This window comes from Enterococcus sp. XAF26B05_ASV22, assembly GCF_056727285.1.
The window spans coordinates 273,723-289,918 of sequence record NZ_CM161538.1; the positions used below are offsets into that span (position 1 = coordinate 273,723).

At 37.2% G+C, this 16,196-nt stretch carries 16 protein-coding genes and 1 pseudogene; 12 read left to right on the top strand and 5 right to left on the bottom strand.

From position 1 onward, the window contains the following. Window positions 1-26: 26 nt before the first annotated feature. Window positions 27-434 (top strand): annotated as a pseudogene (locus AC1PU0_RS01440) (plasmid recombination protein); the annotation flags it as partial. A 54-nt stretch (window positions 435-488) separates the two neighbouring features. Here the strand turns inward: AC1PU0_RS01440 and lepB are convergent. After that, window positions 489-1,034: a signal peptidase I gene (gene lepB / locus AC1PU0_RS01445; protein ID WP_206848244.1), complete on the bottom strand. Its 546-nt coding sequence runs from the start codon at window positions 1,032-1,034 to the stop codon at window positions 489-491. A 191-nt stretch (window positions 1,035-1,225) separates the two neighbouring features. On the opposite strand from lepB, the gene AC1PU0_RS01450 reads away from it, so the two are divergent. Both AC1PU0_RS01450 and AC1PU0_RS01455 read left to right on the top strand, forming a co-directional pair. After that, window positions 1,226-2,311, top strand: a complete 1,086-nt coding sequence (locus AC1PU0_RS01450) for an ABC transporter permease (RefSeq protein WP_069654145.1) — start codon at window positions 1,226-1,228, stop codon at window positions 2,309-2,311. A 17-nt stretch (window positions 2,312-2,328) separates the two neighbouring features. Beyond that, a complete protein-coding gene (locus AC1PU0_RS01455) occupies window positions 2,329-3,000 on the top strand; it encodes an ABC transporter ATP-binding protein (RefSeq protein ID WP_069654144.1) in 672 nt (223 codons plus the stop codon). Window positions 3,001-3,137: 137 nt separating this feature from the next. On the opposite strand, the gene rpsD is transcribed toward AC1PU0_RS01455, so the two are convergent. Both rpsD and AC1PU0_RS01465 read right to left on the bottom strand, forming a co-directional pair. After that, window positions 3,138-3,749: a 30S ribosomal protein S4 gene (rpsD, locus tag AC1PU0_RS01460; protein WP_010766410.1), complete on the bottom strand. Its 612-nt coding sequence runs from the start codon at window positions 3,747-3,749 to the stop codon at window positions 3,138-3,140. Window positions 3,750-4,114: 365 nt separating this feature from the next. Continuing rightward, entirely contained in the window at window positions 4,115-5,455 is a 1,341-nt protein-coding gene (locus tag AC1PU0_RS01465) for a TPM domain-containing protein (protein WP_206848246.1), read from the bottom strand. 338 nt (window positions 5,456-5,793) lie between these two features. On the opposite strand from AC1PU0_RS01465, the gene AC1PU0_RS01470 reads away from it, so the two are divergent. Further along, window positions 5,794-6,591 carry a formate/nitrite transporter family protein gene (locus tag AC1PU0_RS01470; protein WP_111248178.1) on the top strand — a complete coding sequence of 266 codons (798 nt, stop codon included), beginning with the start codon at window positions 5,794-5,796 and terminating at the stop codon, window positions 6,589-6,591. Here AC1PU0_RS01470 and AC1PU0_RS01475 read toward each other — a convergent pair. After that, window positions 6,588-6,845, bottom strand: a complete 258-nt coding sequence (locus AC1PU0_RS01475) for a hypothetical protein (RefSeq protein WP_242596471.1) — start codon at window positions 6,843-6,845, stop codon at window positions 6,588-6,590. The two genes, AC1PU0_RS01470 and AC1PU0_RS01475, sit on opposite strands and share 4 nt — an antisense overlap. A 10-nt stretch (window positions 6,846-6,855) precedes the next feature. Between AC1PU0_RS01475 and AC1PU0_RS01480 the strand changes: the two genes are divergently transcribed. Then, on the top strand, window positions 6,856-6,969 hold the full coding sequence (locus tag AC1PU0_RS01480) for a hypothetical protein (RefSeq protein ID WP_240485862.1): 114 nt from the start codon (window positions 6,856-6,858) through the stop codon (window positions 6,967-6,969). Window positions 6,970-7,088: 119 nt separating this feature from the next. Beyond that, window positions 7,089-7,865, top strand: coding sequence for an HAD family hydrolase (locus AC1PU0_RS01485; RefSeq protein WP_206848247.1), 777 nt, complete (start codon window positions 7,089-7,091; stop codon window positions 7,863-7,865). Between the two features lie 51 nt (window positions 7,866-7,916). Here the strand turns inward: AC1PU0_RS01485 and def are convergent, their stop codons facing one another. Further along, a complete protein-coding gene (gene def / locus AC1PU0_RS01490; protein ID WP_206848248.1) occupies window positions 7,917-8,480 on the bottom strand; it encodes a peptide deformylase in 564 nt (187 codons plus the stop codon). 286 nt (window positions 8,481-8,766) lie between these two features. On the opposite strand from def, the gene rpsO reads away from it, so the two are divergent. From rpsO to AC1PU0_RS01520, 6 genes are all read left to right on the top strand, one after another. Next, the gene (gene rpsO / locus AC1PU0_RS01495; protein ID WP_010770485.1) at window positions 8,767-9,036 is read left to right on the top strand and encodes a 30S ribosomal protein S15; all 270 of its coding nucleotides are present in this window, start codon (window positions 8,767-8,769) and stop codon (window positions 9,034-9,036) included. 210 nt (window positions 9,037-9,246) lie between these two features. Next, window positions 9,247-11,361 (top strand): polyribonucleotide nucleotidyltransferase, encoded by a 2,115-nt coding sequence (pnp, locus tag AC1PU0_RS01500; RefSeq protein ID WP_206834127.1) that lies wholly within the window; start codon window positions 9,247-9,249, stop codon window positions 11,359-11,361. A 186-nt stretch (window positions 11,362-11,547) separates the two neighbouring features. Continuing rightward, on the top strand, window positions 11,548-12,408 hold the full coding sequence (gene mreC, locus AC1PU0_RS01505) for a rod shape-determining protein MreC (protein WP_069654138.1): 861 nt from the start codon (window positions 11,548-11,550) through the stop codon (window positions 12,406-12,408). Window position 12,409: 1 nt separating this feature from the next. Further along, window positions 12,410-12,925 carry a rod shape-determining protein MreD gene (gene mreD / locus AC1PU0_RS01510; RefSeq protein ID WP_206848249.1) on the top strand — a complete coding sequence of 172 codons (516 nt, stop codon included), beginning with the start codon at window positions 12,410-12,412 and terminating at the stop codon, window positions 12,923-12,925. Window positions 12,926-13,169: 244 nt separating this feature from the next. Next, window positions 13,170-14,489: a coiled-coil domain-containing protein gene (locus AC1PU0_RS01515; RefSeq protein WP_069654136.1), complete on the top strand. Its 1,320-nt coding sequence runs from the start codon at window positions 13,170-13,172 to the stop codon at window positions 14,487-14,489. A gap of 371 nt (window positions 14,490-14,860) precedes the next feature. After that, window positions 14,861-16,162, top strand: coding sequence for a PcsB-like coiled-coil domain-containing protein (locus AC1PU0_RS01520; protein ID WP_206848250.1), 1,302 nt, complete (start codon window positions 14,861-14,863; stop codon window positions 16,160-16,162). The last annotated feature ends 34 nt before the right edge of the window (window positions 16,163-16,196 follow it).

The window sequence follows — 16,196 nt, forward strand, 5'->3', positions numbered from 1 at the left end:
TTAGGTAATGTCAAAAACTAGGTGGGACTTTTCAACCTAATCAACCAGAAATGGACAATCATCCAAATAAAGATATCGATGTTGCCCGCTCGTATTTAAATTACGATTTAGTCAATACAAACTCAATAAATTATCGAGAGAAAATTCAAGAAATCATTGACACTCGGCGAGTAAGTATATGAGCGGGCAGAGAAGATGCGGTGCTCGTTGGTGAATGGCTCATTACTAGTGATTGAACTTTTTTCGAGACTGTCGATACAAAAACATTCTTTCAAGATCCTCATGATTATTTCTCAGAACTTTGTGGGAAACAGAATATTACATATGCTACCGAATATATAGACGAAGCTAAGCCTCATATGCATTTAGATATCGTGCCCCTGACAGACGGAAGGTTGAGTAGTAAGCAATTGTTTAGTTGTCAAAGGTTATAAAAAAATCTTTTTGGGACGGGGAATTAACTTCGCGCAGGCGTTTATTTTACAAGTTTATTGTACTCCAATCTTGTTCAACGGATAATAACGAAAATAGACAACCCCTACAATCGCTTCTTTATCTACAAACCCAAAATACCGACTATCATCCGTTTTCCGACGATTATCGCCTAACACAAAGTATTTTCCTTCAGGAACAACTGTTGCAGGTGCTGTCGCGCTATTTTTTAAAGTAAAGTCAGTTGTTAAAGGGTTACCATCTGTTAAAGCGTTCTTAAATTCATCTAAATAGGGTTCATCATATTTTTTGTCATTGATATACAATTGATCATTTTCCATCCGAATAGTGTCGCCCGGCAGACCTACAATCCGCTTAACGATTCGCTTGCCATCTCGTGGGCTAGGGAAAGTTGCTACATCAAATCGTTTGGGATTCAGAAAAGAAGACTGCCATAAACGATCTGATTCATGATAAGTTGGCTCCATCGAGATGCCGACAACTTCTACAGGCGTCAAAACAAAGACCCTCAAAAAAAGCGCAAGTAGCAAAATAAATGAAAATTGTATTACGGTATAAAGTGTACTGTGTTTCTTTTTCATGAACAAACTCCTTTTTACTTATTATGTCTTTTAGTATATCAGAATAATTTTTAGAAATAAGAAGAAAACTAGAAAAATGTGTGTTCTTTTATTTTTAAAGTCAAGATTAAAGCAGATGTTTTGTTGTCATTGCCAAAATTTGCTATACTTTTTTTATAGAACTTATCGTTTGATAAGGAGGAGGAGAATCTATGTTTTTAGCTTGGAATGAAATAACTCGCTCGAAATTGCGTTATGCACTAATTATTAGTGTCATGTTTTTAATTTCTTATTTAGTCTTTTTTTTAACCGGTTTGGCATATGGCTTAGCTGAGGATAATCGAACGGCTGTGGATAAATGGCAGGCGGATGGCATTGTACTTTCGGATGAATCAAATACGAATATCAATATGTCGATGATTCCCATTAAGTCACTAGATGAAGTCGAAGCAAAAGAAAAAGCATCATTAGGACAAACTGGTGCAGTGATTCAATTAGATAAAAAAGGCTCAGAAAAAGTCAATGCAAGTTTTTTTGGGATCAACAAAGATGAATTTTTGATGCCGAATATTATTGAAGGAAAAGCATTTTCGAATGAAGATGAGACCGTTGTGGATAATAGTTTGAAAAAAGAAAATGAAGTCAAACTAGGTGATACCATTAAATTAGCAGGCAGCGATAAAAAACTAAAAGTTGTTGGTTTTACAGATAATGCTAAATTTAACGTTGCGCCAGTTTTATATGTATCCACAGCAGCTTTTCAACAAATACGCTTTGAAAAATCAGATACTTCTGAGAATGCGCGTGTAAATGCGATTGTTTTTCGGGCAAAAGAAGGTTCGTTAAAAAATGTACATCTAAAAGGGGACGGATTAACTCGTTACAGTATTGCAACATTTATTAATAAACTACCGGGATATAATGCTCAAGTACTGACATTTGGCTTTATGATTGGCTTTTTGATTGTGATTGCAGCAATTGTTATCGGGATCTTTATCTATGTTCTAACAATGCAAAAAGCAACAATTTTCGGGATCATGAAAGCACAGGGGATTTCCGGATTTTATATCGCGGTTTCTGTGATTATTCAGACATTTGTTTTGGCTGTATTTGGAATAGCGATCGGCTTACTTGGAACAGTAGGAACTTCATTCGTGTTGCCAACCGCTGTTCCATTTCAAACGAATTGGCTATTCTTCTTGTCGATTGGTGGCATAATGTTGATCATTGCGGTATTAGGAGCACTGTTCTCAGTACGGACGATTGTCAAAATCGATCCATTAAAAGCAATCGGATAGAAAAGGAGTGAAATGGAATGAAAGCTATTGAATTTTTATCTGTGGATAAACAGTTCTTAGATGGAGATACAACGATCGAAGCATTAAAATCCACAGATTTTTCTGTGGAAAAAGGGCAATTTGTGGCTGTGATTGGACCGAGTGGTTCAGGAAAGAGTACCTTTTTAACGCTTGCTGGCGGCCTACAAACACCTACAAATGGCGAAGTGAAGATCAATAATGACGCATTTAGTAAAGAAAATGAAAAAACACGATCAAAGATTCGTTTTTCTGAGATAGGGTTTATTTTGCAAGCATCCAATTTAGTACCATTTTTAACTGTGGAAAAGCAACTGCGTTTGGTCGATAAAGTCAAAAAAGAAAAGACCGATGTGGATAAAGTCAATAAGTTATTAACAGAGTTAGGAATTGAGAAATTAAAGAAAAAATATCCTGATGAAATTTCTGGCGGTGAACGTCAGCGAGTAGCGATTGCCAGAGCATTATATAATGATCCATCAATTATTTTAGCGGATGAACCAACAGCCAGTTTAGACTCAGATAGAGCATTTGAGGTTGTCAAAATTTTAGCAAGAGAAACAAAAGAAAAAAATAAAGCGACAATCATGGTGACCCACGATCAGCGTTTGATTGAATTTTGTGACGAAGTATTTGTGATGAAAGACGGCGTATTGGAAAAACAAAAATAAGATAGGAAACAAAGATGCGGATAGCGATACAAGCATCTTTGTTTTTTTGTACAAAAAACCCTTGCCCAACAACGTGAGCAAGGGTTGCAAGTTCGATAAAGTATGAGAAGCTGTGACGCTTTTCTCCAAATCGAATCTTAAAGTTTTTGGTTGTAGTATTCAACGACAAGAGCTTCGTCGATTTCAGGATATAACTCATCACGTTCTGGTAAACGAGTGAAGCTTCCTTCTAATTTTTCAGCGTCAAAGCTTACGAATGCTGGACGACCAACAGTAGCTTCAACAGCTTCTTTGATTGTTACTACATTTTGAGATTTTTCACGAACAGAAATCACTTGACCAACTTCAACGTGGTAAGAAGGGATATCTACGCGTTTGCCATCTACAGTCACGTGACCGTGGTTAACCAATTGACGTGCTTGACGACGAGTAGTTGCTAAACCTAAACGGTAAACGACGTTGTCTAAACGTTGTTCTAGTAAGATCATGAAGTTAACACCATGTTTACCTTCTTTGATCTTGCTTGCTTTAATAAACAAGTTAACGAATTGACGTTCGTTCATACCGTACATATGACGTAATTTTTGTTTTTCAGTTAATTGCATACCGTATTCAGAAACTTTACCACGGCTGTTTGGTCCGTGTTGTCCTGGTTTGTATGGGCGACGTGCTAGTTCTTTACCAGTTCCTGATAGAGAGATACCTAGACGACGAGAGATTTTCCATGATGGTCCTGTATAACGTGACATTAAAAATTCCTCCAATAAAATAATTTTTTTGGAGTAAAATAATCTTCTGAAAAATTCATATTCGTTCAGTTCATTCTTCAACCTTCGCCCTTTGCAGCCGTGGGTTACGCAGTTGAACCTGAAAAGAAAAGCTGATAAGGCTTGTTCAAAAAACGAGTGATAAGAGGGAAAATTGTTGCGACAAGTATTGTCACAATGATTTTTCAGCGTATCATTGAGTTTTTTAGCCTTAGAAGCTAGACATCAATCAAGGCAATGAAATGTTGACGAGTCTATTATTTTTCTGCTGCATTATTTTACACAAAGATTAGTATAGCGCAAAACTAGAGATAACTCAAGCTTTTTATTGAGTTATCCCTGATAAACTACCATCCGCCAGAAGCACCGCCACCACCAGACGAACCCCCGCCAAAAGATCCCCAAGAAGAGCCGCCGCTTCCGCTTCCAGAAGAATCATTATCCGACCAATTATTAGAATTATAGTTGGACGCTAGATAAGCCGTAGTTAAAATGTCCCCATTGCCTGAATAAAGAGTATCCCCAATTAAAATCCGACCAAATGCTTTTTGTTGCGCTTTTGGATTTTTTAATAGTCTTCCTCTTGCAATAGCACGACGTATCCCTCTTCTTGATGAAATTAAGAAGGTTCCGCTTAGCATAATATAGTATAAATCGGTTTGTTTTATTTGTTCAAGAAGTGATGACGTATCAGCTGGATTGATTTCATTAGTGTAATCGGCTAGTTGTTCTTGATACATGTTGTAAGTTGATTTTATAGATTGTCTTGCACGAATTGCTCTGATAATAAAGAATAAACTAACCATTATTGTAGTGATCAATAAGAGCAATAGACTTCCATGAGCAAACTTAGCGGAGCTTTTTTGCTCTTCAACTTGATTGATTTTAGAATCTACCAACGCTGTTTTTGTATTCATTAATGCAAAAACTTGATCCACCACTTGATTGACAGCGGTAGCGTATTGTTCTTCTTTGAACTCATCAACGACTGTATCATCATTGATGATATTGTCTGCTACGGCATCAGGGATCAACCCTTCTAATCCATATCCTACTTCTAAACGAAATGCGCGTTCATCTAAAGCAATCAAATACAGGACCCCGTTATTTTCATCTTTGTTGCCGATGCCCAGCTGGTTGAAAATTTTATTGGCATAAGATTCAATATCTTCACCGTTAGGCAACTGGCTAACGGTTACGACTTCCAATTGAGCCCCATTGGTACTAGCAGCTAATTGTTTGTTTAAATCATAGATTTTTCTCTTTACTGTAGCATCTAGCATAGTTGCATTGTCTGAGACAAATATATTATTTTTATTGATTACTAGATTACTATTTGTTCCTTCTATAGCAACAGAGTAATTGTCTTCCTGTGTAGGGTACTCTTTTAAGTTATCTAGATTTTCTTGTAAAATGGTATCAAACGACTTCTTCGTTTCGGTTACTTTTCCTGCCTCAATATCTGCTCGTTCTTGTTTAAGCGAGACTAATTGTTGGTCGTAAGAAGCCATCTTTTCTGGATAATGGTTATTCGTTACAAAGTATAAAGTAAAAAGGAAACCACAAGATAGCATAATCCAGACTAAAATGACCGTAAAAAGATCATTTCTTCTTTTTAACGAACGATAATGAGAAATAATTTTTTGATTTAATTGTTGCGGTTGATTGTTTTCAACGGATCTATACATAATAGCCTACCCCCTTGCTCAAAAACCATACCAAAATATCATTTAGACGATGGTGTACCCCCAAAAAAACTGTTTTCACTTTCATTCACATACAACTCCTTCTTTGGAATAATTAAGTGATCTTACTACTATTTTACCATCAGCCAAAATAAAAACATCCTACTTCAGATGGATTTTTAATTGATTTGTTTGGAATTTTTAGCTTTAATTTGTTATTCTATGAAAAAAAGTGTTACTTTGTGTGAAAAAGCACTAGACAAAACACTTGCTGGTCTTTAGAATGATAGAGGATGTTTTTGAAAATATTAAATGAAAATAAATTGAAAAGGAGAAACATAATGAAACCTGTATCGCCATTATTTGAGCAGATCGACAAATCAATTGGTAAAAAAATGAACTTATTTCAAAGCAGTTTTATGCGTTATGCTTTTCGTGCAATACTAGCTTGTATGTTTTTAACATTAGGAACGGCGGTTGCCTTTGCGATTGCAATCAAAGGTGAAGGAATGGTCCATGGATTAGGCAAAATTCTCTATGCGTTCATGTTCAGCTGGTCACTTGTTATGATTCTTTATATGAATGCAGAATTAGGGACATCGAATATGCTGTATATGACCGTTGGCGTTTACCGTAAGAAGATTAACTTCTCTTTTGCAGCGAAAATTTTATTTACTTGTATTTTCTTTAATTTAGTCGGTGGTATTCTTTTTGGCTACTTGATTTCGTTGACCGTTCCTTACCAAGATTTACCTGCGGATAGCTTTTTCTTTACATCAATTGCGGGTAAATTAGAGAAAACAACGACACAAATTTTAGTTGAAGCAATTTTTGCAAATATCGTGGTAAATACTGCTGTGTTAGTAAGTATGCGTATGAAAGATGATGCAGGTAAAGTTGCAGCGATCATTTTTATCATTTTCATCTTTGCTTTCTTAGGGTACGAGCACGTTATAGCCAACTTCCCGGCGTTTAGTTTAGCGTATTTCGCTTCTCACGGAACTTTGGCAGCTATGACAGTTGGTAGCGTAGCACATAATTTATTCTTTGCTTTGATCGGTAACTTTATCGGTGGTGGCTTAGTAATGGGCTTGGGTTATGCTTGGCTGAATAATGCAGATACAAGTTATTTAGATTAATTATAATAGTAGGGGATGGGACAGAAGGATTTGCTTTTGCTCCATCCTTTTTTGATGTGGAAAGCTAGTTGAAGTAAAAATAAAGCAAAGGCATGAATGAAGTTGACCGTTTCGAACCGTTCGTGATCGACAAAGCTTGGTGGGATAGCATGGATGTCTGGCGTAAATTTTTTGGCCTTTGGGGATTTCAGCATTGTCGCCGCTTTTTGAGGCTTTTTTGGAGAAGATGATTTCTGGCACAGACGAATTGCCATCAATCTGCAACTGTTCTATAAAGAAAAAACAAACACTGTGTTATTGAAAAAAGCCATCATTTATGATAAAACTACAGATGAGTTCTTTATTCAAAAAGCAATTGTGGTCCTTAGGTTAATATAGTAAAATTGATCCTCAATTGGTCCAAATGTTGATCGAGACAACCGAATTAAGCCTATTAGCTGTTAGAGAAGGCAGGAAATAGTTGCCAAAACCATAGAAAGCGAGCGAGTTATTACGCCATGAGAAGAAAACTTTTTGCATTTGATATTGATGGAACATTACTTGGAACCGACAGACAACCGTTAGAAAGTACACGAGAAGCATTGAAAATGTTGAGACAACAAGGACATCTTGTAACCATTGCGACAGGTCGTAGCCGTTTTATGGCAAAAGATATTATTTTAGACTTGGATTTTTCTAATTATGTTCTTTGCAATGGAGCGGCGGCATTTTTAAATCACGAACAGTATTTTCAAAACCTACTTGATCAAGATGAATTGCATCGTTTTGCTTCAGAGGTAGAAAAAAGAGAAATTGGTTTAGCTTATGTTGGCTTGGATGATGTGAAAAAAAATAACCATCACCGTCAGGCACAAATGGTTGAAGCGATGGGGTCTATTGATTTTGAAGCGCCTGAGTATGATTTGGATTTCCAGAAAGAAAACGATGTTTATCAAGCATTAGCTTTTTATGATCACTCAGCAGATGGACTGTTTGACCAAGAATTTTCTAAATTCCGTTTTATCCGCTGGCATTCTGAAAGTGTAGACATTGTACCTAAGAACGGATCAAAAGCTGTGACGTTACTGAATCTAGCTGAGCGAGTTGGGATAGCTCGTGACGATATCATTACATTTGGCGATGGCGAAAACGATCGTGAAATGTTACGTGAAGCGGGTATCGGTGTAGCGATGGGCAATGCGTTACCACATATTCAAAAAGAAGCCAAAATGGTGACAGATACTAATGACAATGATGGTATTTGGAAAGCATTGAAAGAATTAAAGGCGATTTAAGCAAAAAAAAACGATCAAGACAAACGAGTTATGTTTGTCTTGATCGTTTTTTTATTCGATTACCAATACGCCATCTTTCAACGCATAAGGATTTTCTTGATTGATGTGATCATAAAACATTACACCATTCAAATGATCGATTTCATGCTGCACAACGATCGCTTCGTAATTTTTCAAACGAATCTTTTGTTTGACACCCGCTGCATCTACGTAAGATAACGTGATTTTATTGTGGCGTACCACATAACCTGGAACCTCACGGTCAACAGATAAACAGCCTTCACCCTCACCAAGACAAGCATCTTGAACAGAATGACTTAAAATTTTCGGATTATACATCACCGCACTTAATGTCGGTTCTGGATTTTCTAAGTCACCGCTTGGTACATGAACTGCGATGATTCGCTTAGAAATATCTAACTGAGGTGCTGCTAAACCAACACCTCCGCGTAATCCTAATTCCTCTGCTTTGATAGGATCTTGACTATTATGCAAGAATTCCATCATTTCTTCGCCTAATTTGATATCTTCATCAGAAAGCGGCACAGAAACTTCTTTAGCCACTGCTCTGAGTGTTGGATTTCCTTCACGGATAATATCATCCATTGTAATCATGGAATAATTCCTCCTTTATGTTTGAAAGTTAAGGTCAGTCTAAGTTCTGACAGAAACGAACTCTCCCCTTTAATCTGTTTCTTCGCTTTTACAGTTTATCATAAAACCTTTCTAAAAGGGGATAAAATGTGCAAAAAAAGGGGAATGAATTCAGCTTAGTCTTGCATTTGATCTAACTTTCCTGTAAAGTATACCTGTATGAAATCATACCGTCTTTTACTTGGTTGTGCGAATCACCAACGCATTACTCAGTAAGAAGATGACTACTAAAGAAGAGGTGAAAAACATGGCAATGTCAAAAGAAAAGAAAAATGAAATCATTAGCGAATACGCTCGTCATGAAGGAGATACTGGTTCACCAGAAGTACAGATTGCTGTATTAACTGCTGATATCAATCACTTGAATGAGCACGCTCGCGTTCACAAAAAAGATCACCATTCTTACCGTGGACTAATGAAAAAAATTGGTCACCGTCGTAACTTGTTAGCTTACCTACGTAAGACTGACATCCAACGTTACCGCGTATTGATCGAACGTTTAGGATTACGTCGTTAATCAAAAAAGGAAAAGCGAGATTCGTAACGAACCTCGCTTTTTAGCTTATTTAAAAGCAAAGGTTCGGTATCCTTAAAATACTAAAAAATAATCATCTTTGGAAAGTTTGAATAAATCTACTAACCAAATAAAAGGACTCAATTCGTTTGAATCTTTTCATTTGTTTAGTAGCAGTCTAACTTTTCCGAAGAATCAAAGGAGAAAAGATACATGTCAGAAAAACAAGTGTTTAAAACAACTTGGGGTGGACGCCCTTTACAGGTTGAAGTTGGCCAATTAGCGAAACAAGCAAACGGCGCAGTATTAGTTCGTTATGGAGATACAGTAGTGCTAAGTGCGGCAGTTGCTTCAAAAGATGCGAGAGATTTTGATTTCTTTCCATTGACAGTCAACTATGAAGAAAAAATGTACTCTGTAGGAAAGATTCCAGGCGGATTTATCAAACGTGAAGGTCGTCCAAGTGAACGCGCAACATTAACGGCTCGTTTAATTGACCGTCCAATCCGTCCGATGTTTGCGGAAGGTTTCCGTAATGAAGTTCAAATTACAAATACTGTTATGAGTGTTGAACAAGATTGCACACCAGAAATGGCGGCAATGTTTGGTTCATCTCTAGCTTTAGCAATTTCAGATATTCCTTTTGACGGACCAATCGCAGGTGTTGATGTTGGTCGTGTCGATGGCGAATATGTATTGAATCCAACAGTCGAACAATCTGAAAAAACAGATATCGAATTAACCGTTGCTGGAACGAAAAAAGCAATCAACATGGTTGAAAGTGGTGCCAAAGAAGTATCTGAAGAAGATATGCTTGGTGCGTTACTTTTCGGTTTTGACGCAATCAAAGAATTAGTTGCTTTCCAAGAAGAAATCGTTGCCGCTGTGGGTAAAGAAAAAATGGAAATCAAATTATTACAAGTAGATGCTGACTTGAAAAAAGAAATCTTCGCGGCTTACTATGCTTCAATGAAAGAAGCCGTTATGACCGAAGAAAAACTTGCTCGTGAAGTCAACATCGATGCGATCAAAGATCAATTAAAAGAAGCGTATGCTGAAAAATTTGCTGGTCACGAAGAAGAAGCGCAAGTGGCAAAAGAAGTAAAACAAATCGCTGAAGACTTAGAAAAAGACGTAGTTCGTGAATTGATCACGATTGATAAAATCCGTCCTGATGGTCGTAAATTAGACGAAATCCGTCCATTGGCGTCAGAAGTTGGTATTTTACCACGCGTTCATGGTTCTGGATTATTCACTCGTGGACAAACACAAGCGTTGTCTGTCGTAACGTTAGCACCACTTGGCGAACATCAAATCATTGATGGTTTAGGTGTAGAAGATAGCAAACGTTTCATTCATCATTATAACTTCCCGCAATTCTCTGTTGGTTCAACAGGTCGTGCAGGTTCTCCTGGTCGTCGTGAAATCGGTCACGGTGCCTTAGGCGAACGTGCGATGGCGCAAGTGATTCCAAGTGAAGCGGATTTCCCTTACATGATCCGTGTGGTATCAGAAGTTTTAGAATCAAATGGTTCTTCTTCACAAGCAAGTATTTGTGCGGGCATCTTAGCATTGATGGATGCTGGTGTACCAATTAAATCACCAGTAGCTGGAATCGCAATGGGGCTTGTCAGCGATGGCGAAAACTATACGATTTTAACAGATATCCAAGGTTTAGAAGATCACCTGGGCGACATGGACTTTAAAGTTGCTGGAACAAAAGACGGAATCACGGCACTACAAATGGATATCAAAATCCAAGGAATCACTGAACAAATCTTGACAGAAGCATTGACTCAAGCGAAAAAAGCCCGTATGGAAATCCTTGCTGAATTGACATCAACATTGGCTGAACCTCGTCCAGAGTTAAGCAAGTATGCACCTAAGATCGAAATGATCCAAATTGCTCCAGCTAAAATCAAAGATGTTATTGGTAAAGGTGGAGAAACGATTAACGGAATCATTGATGAAACTGGCGTGAAGATCGACATCGATCAAGAGGGTAATGTAAGTATTGCCTCAGCTGATGCAGATATGATCAAAAAAGCCATCAAGATCATTGAAGAGTTGACAAAAGAAGTTGAAGTTGGACAAGTTTACCTTGGTAAAGTTGTTCGTATCGAAAAATTCGGCGCATTTGTTAACTTGATTAAAGGTAAAGATGGACTCGTTCATATTTCTCAATTAGCAAACGAACGTGTAAATAATGTTGAAGATATCGTAAAACTTGGCGATGAAGTACTTGTAAAAGTGACTGAAATCGATAAACAAGGTCGTGTGAATGTTTCACGTAAAGCGTTATTGACGGAAGAAAATAAAGAAAAATAAGCAACAGAAGTTTGCTTTTGATTTAGAGTTTATTAAAGCAGAGTATGGCGTTTAGCCTACTCTGTTTTTTTGTAAAAATAACTTTATTTAATAAAAAAATGTAAAGACGCACCACAGCTCTTTTGTTTGCCTCTAATTAGTGGTAAAATTATTTCTATCAGTCTAAAGATTATTCGGGGTGTCGATGTGAAAAAATTTAATCCAAATAAAAATATAATTATCACACTGATCATAGTGATCATTGTGGTTACGATTATTAGTTTGACCGCAGCGCATAGAACTAACAGTGGGAAGACGAATCTTGGTCAATCAGCAGTCAATGATAGCGTAGGGTTCGTTGATAAAGTTATTTCGTTTCCAGGTAAAGCAATCAGCAGCGGTATTTCATCAATTACTACACTGTTCAATACGTACGATGAAAATGAACGCTTAAAAGAAAGAATCGACGGGTATGGAGAACTCTCTATCCAAAATGACAACTTAAAAAAAGAAAACGAAACTTTAAAAAAAGAATTAGCCTTGAATGAGACATTAGGGAATTACGAGAAAGTAACAGCAACAGTTGTGTCCCGCTCTCCTGATATGTGGCAAGACTTATTGATTGTCGATCGAGGCTCCAATGACGGCATCGAACCAAATATGGCTGTCTTAGCGCAAAAAGGACTGATTGGTCGTGTGGTTGAAGTAAATGCAACGACGTCTAAAGTTGAACTATTAACATCGAAAAATCAAAATTCAAATCATTTTCCAGTCCAAATCAATTCTGAAAAAGGAGATTCATATGGTCTTCTAAAAGATTACAATGATAAGGAAAATACATTGATCGTTAGCCAATTGGTAGGCGATATGGATATCAAAGAAGGCGATATTGTTCAAACGTCTGGACTAGGACAAAATTCTCCTGCAAATCTCCCAGTCGGTGTTGTACAAAAAGTTAAACCAGACAGTTACGGCTTGGATCGAGAAGTTTACGTTAAGCCGTACGCCGAAATGTATAATATCCCCGTTGTAACAATCATTAAGAGACTAGCTGGAGCGGGGGAGTAAGATGCAAGTAATCCGAAAAGAAAATGTTAAATACTATGCGCCAGTGGTTTTCTTTTTACTGATGCTGATTGATGGTCAATTGACTCAAGGTGCGCGGAATTTAACGGATAACGTCTATTTTGCCAATGCTCATTTCTTGTTGCTGGCATTTTTAATGGCAATACCTAATCTCTCTAAACGCTATTTGGTCATTACAGCGGTGGTCTTAGGGATGATTTGTGATAGTTATTATGTTGGAATCATCGGTATTTACACTGTTGCACTAACGGCCACAGTGATGATGATGTACCGATTTCAACGAGTGGTTCATACAAATTTACTGACAGCATTTTTTGGAATGATTATTTTTGTAACGACATATGAATTGATTGCAGTAGGACTACAAGTTATTTTCCACATATCAACTGTAGCGCCTCTATTATTTATCACGAAGGTTTTAGGGCCAACATTGCTGTTTAATATGTTAATTTTTGTTATTTTTTCTTATCCGCTAAAGAGATTATTCGCTAATGAATAGTCTCTTTTTCCTATGCTTGAAAGGTGATTCTATTAAGATTGAGAGTGCTTGAGTACCAATTTTTCGACAGCAGAATAAAATATCGATCGTTATTTAAATGTGTTGCATGAAACAATTTTGTAATATCCCTTTTATCTGTATGTCATACTGCTATGTTACAATTACATCGTTGCCAATTTAAGATAAAACGAAATTGTACGTATAAATTATAAATACCTAAAGCGAATACCGGAGGAATCAACTAGTGAAAAAAAGTATAATATCAGCATTGATGGTATGTTCAGTTACCCTTACCTCAGCTGTTTTGCCGATGGCGGCAGTTGCAGATGACTACGATACAAAGATTGAACAACAAAATGAAATCATCAACGGATTAAAAACACAAGAATCAGAGGCTGCGACTAAATTAGCAGCAATCGAATCAGATATGCTAACTACTGCGACTAAAATTGATGAATTAACAGCAAAGAGAAAAAAACTTAAAACAGAAATCACAAAATTATATGGCGAAATTTCTGATTTGAACGTTCGTATTCAAAAAAGAGAAGTGCAAATGCGTAATCAAGCGCGTGATGTTCAAGTAAGTGGAACAAGTACTAGTTATTTAGACGTAATCATCAATTCTGAGTCTATTTCAGATGCAATCAGCCGTGTTCAAGGAATCACAACATTAGTTAATGCAAATAATGATTTACTGGAACAACAAACCTCTGATAAAGAAGATGTAGAAAAAAAGACAAAAACAGTAGAATCACAAATTTCTGTTTTAGAAACGTCAGCAAAAGAATTAAATGAAAAACAAGCGTCTCTTAATACCTTGAAGATTGAACAAGAAATTGCTAAAAATGAACTAGAAGCACAACGCTCAACAGAAGAAAATAAAAAATCTGAGTATGTTGAACAAAAAGCAGCAGCCCAAAAGAAATTAAAAGAAGAACAAGCGAAACAAGCAAAACAAGCTGAAGCACAAAGAAAAGCGGAGGCTGAAGCTGCTAAAAAATTGGCAGAAGCACAGGCAGCAAATCCTGGACTTGCGAGAACAAATGTTGTAGAAGAAAATGGAACCACAACTGAAGCACCAACAATACCAGTTTCAGAAAAAACTAGTGAAAATACTGGTGGTAGTAGCATTGGTACTGGTAAAGTATCAGAGGCGAAGAAAAGAGCTGCGCAAATCGCTTTAAATGCTGTTGGACAGACAAATCCTACAGGCTGGGGTCAAAGTGGTGAGTGTATTGTGGCTGTACAAAATTGGTTAAATGCAGCAGGTATTAGATTCACACCAGGTGGTCCACACAGTGGCTATACACAATCAGGAGCGGTACAAGTATCTTGGTCTGATGTCCAAGTTGGAGATGTGGTTCAATACGAGAACGCTCTTAGTCCGGATGCTTGGTTAGATGGCGTTCATACAGTCTTAGTTGTTGGTGTTAACGGTAGTTCAGTTCAAATCGTTGAATCAAACAATCCAGCTGGCTCTGGTTATGTGTCAACAACTACAGGTTGGACACCAAGTCCATATGCAGCAAACTTTAGAGCTGTTGTATGGCGTTTCCCAGGATAATTTAAAAACAAAAATTCGATCCCCGCTAGCAAAATAGATTTGTTTTGCTAGCGGGGAATAATTGTAAGATATTCTCGAATGAAGTGTTGAGAAAAAGAATGGATCGTTTTTTTGAATTACCCTCAATCAATTACAAAATAGTTTATTCTATAATACCGAATCAAAAGCCCTGTTTAATGCGATATTTACGGATTATAACTAGAGAATAGTCGCTGTCATTTTTAACTTTCAAAAATGAAATACTCCTGTAACATTAATTTTATCTGTATGACATGTGACTATGATACAATGATTTTGTTGTCAATATAAGAATGAAAATTACTCAAACACTAAACGAATTTATTATAAGCGAAAAGTCGGAGGAATGAATTGTGAAGAAAAGTGTATTACCATTACTAATGATTTGCTCATTAGCCCTTACATCTGTAGCAGCACCAATGATTTCATTAGCAGATGAAGTGGACTCTAAAATCCAACAAAAAGATCAAGCAATTTCAGGATTGAAATCTCAAGAAGCTGATGCTCAGAGCCAAGTGGCTGCAGTACAAAGTCAAGTAGCTTCTATTAATGAAAAAGCAGAAATTTTACTAGCTGAACAAGGCAAATTAAGAAAAACCTCTACTAACTTAGCAAATGAAATCAAGCAATTAACAAAACGTATCGAAAAACGTGAAGTGGCTATCCAAAACCAAGCGCGTGACGTACAAGTTAACGGAAACAGCACAAGCTACATGGATGCATTATTGAATGCAAAATCAGTTTCTGATGCCATTACGCGTGTAACTGCAATGTCTACAATTGTTAATGCAAATAATGACTTAGTAAAACAACAACAAGAAGATAAAAAAGCCGTAGAAACAAAGAAAACTGAGAATGAAGAAAAATTACAAGAATTACAAGATAATCAAGTAGAACTTGAAGCGCAAAAAGGTGATTTGGTTAAAGCAGAAGCTGATTTGAATGTATTACAAACAACATTAGCTGCTGAAAGAGCAACTGCTGAAGATCAAAAAGCTGGATTAGTGAAAGAAAAAGAAGCGGCACTTGCTGAACAAGCACGTATTGCTGAACAAGAAAAAGTAGTAGCAGCGAATGCTAAAAAGGCAGCTAAAGAAGCGGCAGCAGTCAAGGAAACGAAACCAACTACGACGAATTCTTCTACTGAAGAATCAACAACTGGTAGTTCAACAGAAAATAATAATTCAGGTGTTGTAACACCTCCTACTAATAATGGCGGAGGCAGCGGATCAGTTACGCCAACTCCACAGCCAGAACCTGTAGTACCTGATCCAGAACCAGAAAAACCAGATTTGCAACCATCAACTGGCGGATCTGCGATCTCTGTTGCAGCAGCACAAGTTGGTAAACCTTATGTTTGGGGTGCTAAAGGACCAGGAAGTTTTGACTGTTCTGGTTTAGTCTACTACGCATTTATGAACTCAACTGGCCGTAATGTCGGTGGTTATACAGTTGCACAAGAAAGTGCTGGTACTCGTATTTCTGTAGGCGAAGCCCAAGCTGGAGACTTATACTTCTGGGGTAGCCCAGGTGCTTCTTACCACGTAGCGATTGCTACAGGTGGTGGCGGTTATATCCACGCTGGTAACGAAAGTACAGGTGTTGAATACAGCAATGTTGGTTCATTTACACCAAGTTTCGCTGTACGTATGTAATCAAATGTAAGAGCCAGACTCATGTCTGGCTCTT

Bases quoted from the DNA above. Each gene is read 5' to 3' on its own strand.
- lepB (WP_206848244.1), bottom strand. From the start codon at position 1,034: ATGAAAAAGAAACACAGTACACTTTATACCGTAATACAATTTTCATTT.
- AC1PU0_RS01450 (WP_069654145.1), top strand. From the start codon at position 1,226: ATGTTTTTAGCTTGGAATGAAATAACTCGCTCGAAATTGCGTTATGCA.
- AC1PU0_RS01455 (WP_069654144.1), top strand. From the start codon at position 2,329: ATGAAAGCTATTGAATTTTTATCTGTGGATAAACAGTTCTTAGATGGA.
- rpsD (WP_010766410.1), bottom strand. From the start codon at position 3,749: ATGTCACGTTATACAGGACCATCATGGAAAATCTCTCGTCGTCTAGGT.
- AC1PU0_RS01465 (WP_206848246.1), bottom strand. From the start codon at position 5,455: ATGTATAGATCCGTTGAAAACAATCAACCGCAACAATTAAATCAAAAA.
- AC1PU0_RS01470 (WP_111248178.1), top strand. From the start codon at position 5,794: ATGAAACCTGTATCGCCATTATTTGAGCAGATCGACAAATCAATTGGT.
- AC1PU0_RS01475 (WP_242596471.1), bottom strand. From the start codon at position 6,845: ATGGCAATTCGTCTGTGCCAGAAATCATCTTCTCCAAAAAAGCCTCAA.
- AC1PU0_RS01485 (WP_206848247.1), top strand. From the start codon at position 7,089: ATGAGAAGAAAACTTTTTGCATTTGATATTGATGGAACATTACTTGGA.
- def (WP_206848248.1), bottom strand. From the start codon at position 8,480: ATGATTACAATGGATGATATTATCCGTGAAGGAAATCCAACACTCAGA.
- rpsO (WP_010770485.1), top strand. From the start codon at position 8,767: ATGGCAATGTCAAAAGAAAAGAAAAATGAAATCATTAGCGAATACGCT.
- pnp (WP_206834127.1), top strand. From the start codon at position 9,247: ATGTCAGAAAAACAAGTGTTTAAAACAACTTGGGGTGGACGCCCTTTA.
- mreD (WP_206848249.1), top strand. From the start codon at position 12,410: ATGCAAGTAATCCGAAAAGAAAATGTTAAATACTATGCGCCAGTGGTT.